The 3,952-nt window shown below is 40.6% G+C and carries 2 protein-coding genes and 1 pseudogene; all 3 read left to right on the forward strand.

Annotated elements, in window-relative coordinates; translation table 11 throughout:
• Positions 1–435: pseudogene (locus ACJ751_RS26650) on the forward strand (SusC/RagA family TonB-linked outer membrane protein); the annotation flags it as partial.
• A 17-nt stretch (positions 436–452) separates the two neighbouring features.
• The gene (locus ACJ751_RS26655; protein WP_407748586.1) at positions 453–2,030 is read left to right on the forward strand and encodes a RagB/SusD family nutrient uptake outer membrane protein; all 1,578 of its coding nucleotides are present in this window, start codon (positions 453–455) and stop codon (positions 2,028–2,030) included.
• A 25-nt stretch (positions 2,031–2,055) separates the two neighbouring features.
• Positions 2,056–3,579: a glycan-binding surface protein gene (locus ACJ751_RS26660; RefSeq protein WP_407748587.1), complete on the forward strand. Its 1,524-nt coding sequence runs from the start codon at positions 2,056–2,058 to the stop codon at positions 3,577–3,579.
• The last annotated feature ends 373 nt before the right edge of the window (positions 3,580–3,952 follow it).

Below are 3,952 nucleotides of genomic sequence, written 5' to 3' on the forward strand. Positions count from 1 at the left end.
AATCCTTTAAATAATACCAACTATTTTACCGGGGTATTAAACTACGCTAAAACTGCTTTAATTGACCCTGCTGGTGACAAAAATGATTTCAATAATGTATACGTTACCAATCCCAACACTACTATTATGAGCCTGAGAAACGACAATACAAATGAAAATTTGCGCTTTTCAAATTTGTTTTTAGAAGATGCTTCATTTATCCGTTGTAAAAATATTACCCTAGGATACAATTTGCCTCAAAATATACTGGCGAAAGCGCATATCTATTCTCTTAGATTATATGCTAATGTATCGAACGCATTTACAATAACAAAATACACAGGTATGGATCCAGAAGTTGGTTCCTGGAATCCGCTTGAGGCCGGTTATGATGGGGGGTATTATCCTCAATCAAGAGTATTCACCGTTGGCGTAAATGTGAAATTGACAAAGTAAAAAAACGATTAATTTGTATGAAATCAATCAATAAACTATTCATCCCTTTGCTATTGCTGGTGGCAGTAGCCGGATGCAAAAAAAGTTTTCTCGACCGACCTTCGCAATCTCAAATTGCTTCCAATAATTTTTATCAATCTACTAAAGAAATAAGATTGGCTACTGCCAGCCTTTACGGAGGGCCTTCCGTTTGGCAATGGCATAGTAATGGTATTTTACAATTTGGCGATGTTTTAAGTGGAAATGGAACTACTGGTCAATACCAGGGTACTGATAATAATGAACTCTTTGCAGTAAACCTTTCGGCTTCTAACGGTTATATGCGAGACGCATGGACAGGATTATACATCCTTATTGGCCAATGCAACAATACGATTCTCGGCATACAACAATATACCCCTGTTACGGTTCCCGCGACAGATAAAAACGCGGCGATAGCCGAAGCAAGGTTTATACGGGGATACGCTTATTTTAATTTGGTTTTGCATTGGGGCGCCGTACCTATTGTTGAGGATAACAGTAAACTGATTGAGCAACCACTGCTTAACCGGATTATTGTTTCTGATGTGTACAAATTTGTAACGAACGATCTTACTTATGCAGCACAAAACCTGCCTGTTACTGATGTTGCAGGCAGAGCAACTACCTGGTCGGCGCAGGGTATGTTGAGCAAAGTATATTTAACAATGGCGGGTTTAGGGGGGAATGGTACACGCAACCAGGCTTACTTAGACAGTGCTAAAAAATATGCGGGAAATGTGTGCAAAAACAGTGGCAAGACATTATTCCCAAATTATTATGACCTTTTTAAAGCAAAAAATAACGATGTTCCGGAAGTCTTATTTGCTTTTCAATGGGCGGCAGGCACTGGGTTCGGCGGTGGCAATACGTTCAATAACTATGCTCCAACCAACACGATTATGCCAAAAAAAGGCGGGGCATGGGCTTCTATGAAACCTACTTACGACTTGTATTTATTGTATTCCGATAAAGATACTCTAAGACGAAAAGCCACCTTTATGGTTAACGGTGATTACTTTCCTGAATTGGATGCAGCGAATGGTGGTTACAAGGCTAATGGATCAAGTATGAAAAAACACGTTATTGGCAATGATATAGATAACAGTTCGCCTCTTATGGATTTATGGTCATCGCCTGAACATGATGCTGTGTTAAGGTTAGCCGATGTGTATTTGATATATGCCGAAGCTATTATGGGAAGCAATACGACCACTTCAGATCCCGATGCCTTACTGTATTACAACCAAGTGCGTACCAGGGCGGGTCTTGATCCTCTTACAACCATAACGCTTGATGGGCTTCTTAACGAAAGAAGAATTGAATTTGCTTTTGAAGGACAATATTGGGGGGATATGGTAAGGCTTTCTTATTGGAAGCCGGCAAAAGCGTTGTCTATTATAAACGCGCAAAACCGTGCTTTTTTCAATTATGATGCCGGAGTTGCTACCCCAGATCCCAATGGTCCTGTCGTGCCTGTGCTTCCGGCAACAGCGAGCTCATTTACATTGCAAATACCAGCAACGGAGTTAACAGCAAATCCAAAATTGGCTGATGCACCGGTAAAGTATTATTAATTTAACATAGTTAAAATATATTATTTTGAAAAAGACTTTAGATACCCGCCTGCTTTTTTTGCCACTGCTATTAATGATAGTGGCTTTACTGCCCGCTTGTAAAAAAGAAGTAACAACAGACAGCGCCCCGCCTTCCATTACAAGCGTAAGGATGTATAATGCATCACCTATGGATACGCTTATGAGTACCGGTAACCCAGCAACTGATCCTACCTGGTCTGGAGGAACAGGAAAATATGTGGTTATAATCGGGCAGAATTTGCAAAAGGCAACTCAAATCACATTTAATGGAGTTCCTGCCAGTTTTAACCCTACATTATTTGCGCCCACCAGCGCAGTGGTGCAAATACCTAATATTCTGTTTTCAAAAGTTGATACTGCTAAACTCTATACTATAGAGTATACCACGGCAGCAGGTACTACAACATTTTCTTTGAAATTAGGTCCGCCTGCGCCTGTTATTTGGGCCATTTCAGATGTATTTGCCAACCCGGGCGATTCGGTTTATCTTTTTGGTGCAAATTTAGTATTGGTTCAAAACCTGGTATATGGGGGCACCACTATCCCCAAATTTAACTCGAGCCTTTATGGGGACTCTCTTGGTTTCCTGATGCCGGCAACAACATCCGACAAGTTTATCGTAGTAACCACTAAATCTGGTATTGCCCGGGATACCATAAATGCGAAGCCAATCATTGCCGCCATTTCCAACTGCAATGCCAACGGTGGCGATTCAGTTTATGTTTATGGTGCTTACCTTAAGACGGTCCAGTCAATTTCTTTTGGCGGTGCTACTATTACAAATTTCACCGAAGGTCCACGTGGCGCTTATGTTAAGTTTCTGGCTCCAGCTTCAAACAGCTACTCCAGTGGGCCAGTGACCATTGTTACCAGTTATGGAACGGTTTCTACTCCTTATAAAGTAAATACTCAAAATGGCGTTACTGAAGGCCTTTTAGCAAATTTTGAGTGGGGTGATAACTTTGGTTATGCCTGGTGGGGAGATGAAAAAATGGCTTTCGGCCCTGTGGCCGATTTTAATGGTTCGATGGGAACAAATAATACTATGCATATCTATTTTGATTCTCCTGTTTTAGCTGGCGGTGCTAGTTTGTACGCCCCATTGGGTAATTCTAATACGGGTAATCACTGGGTACCTGTGGCAAATATTACAGATCCTCCTTCAAGCTGGGCTCTTCAATTTGAAATAAGTGTGGCTCACCCATGGAATGGAAGTACTCTTTATATCAGAACTGAATTTGCAGGTGACAGTTATGTTGCGCGTTATGAGCCATGGAAAATTCCTGGTTCAAATAAGACCGTTGCTTTTAAAACGCAAGGTTGGCAAACCGTAACTATTCCTTTAACTGACTTCAGATCAAAAGTTAACACATTAGGGGATGGTGAATCAATTACTCAATTAAACCAATTATTAGGGCCTACTGGTGCGAATAGTTATAATATGACCCTTAAAAATTTCGGTAGTTCGCCAACTGCAACTGGTTGTTATGCCGCTATTGACAATATTAGGTGTGTGAAAATAAGATAAGTACATATAGCAACAATAGTTAGCGTTATTACAACGGCCTGTTTCCACAGGCTGTTCTTTAAAAAAGCTGCTTGTTCTTAACAAAAACTATTATTAAACAATGAAAACTAGAATTTTCAAAATGAATAATATTAAATCTTTACCCAGGATTGTAGGTTTCTTTATTGCGATACTATCACTGGTATCCTGTAAATAAAAGACTGAAGTTGCCGCTCAACTATCGGTTTCTCCAAGTGCAATTACTTTTCCAGCCGAAGGGGGAGCATCCGATATAACAATATCATCTAACGCGGCGTGGAGTGTCAATAACCCCCTTTCTTCGTGGTTGCAAATAGATAAAACAACGGGCAGCAGCGGCAGCGCCACAATTCAG

Origin of the sequence: Niastella sp. (assembly GCF_045805085.1) — a bacterium.
Taxonomy (GTDB): domain Bacteria; phylum Bacteroidota; class Bacteroidia; order Chitinophagales; family Chitinophagaceae; genus Niastella.

Bases quoted from the DNA above. Each gene is read 5' to 3' on its own strand.
- ACJ751_RS26655 (WP_407748586.1), top strand. From the start codon at position 453: ATGAAATCAATCAATAAACTATTCATCCCTTTGCTATTGCTGGTGGCA.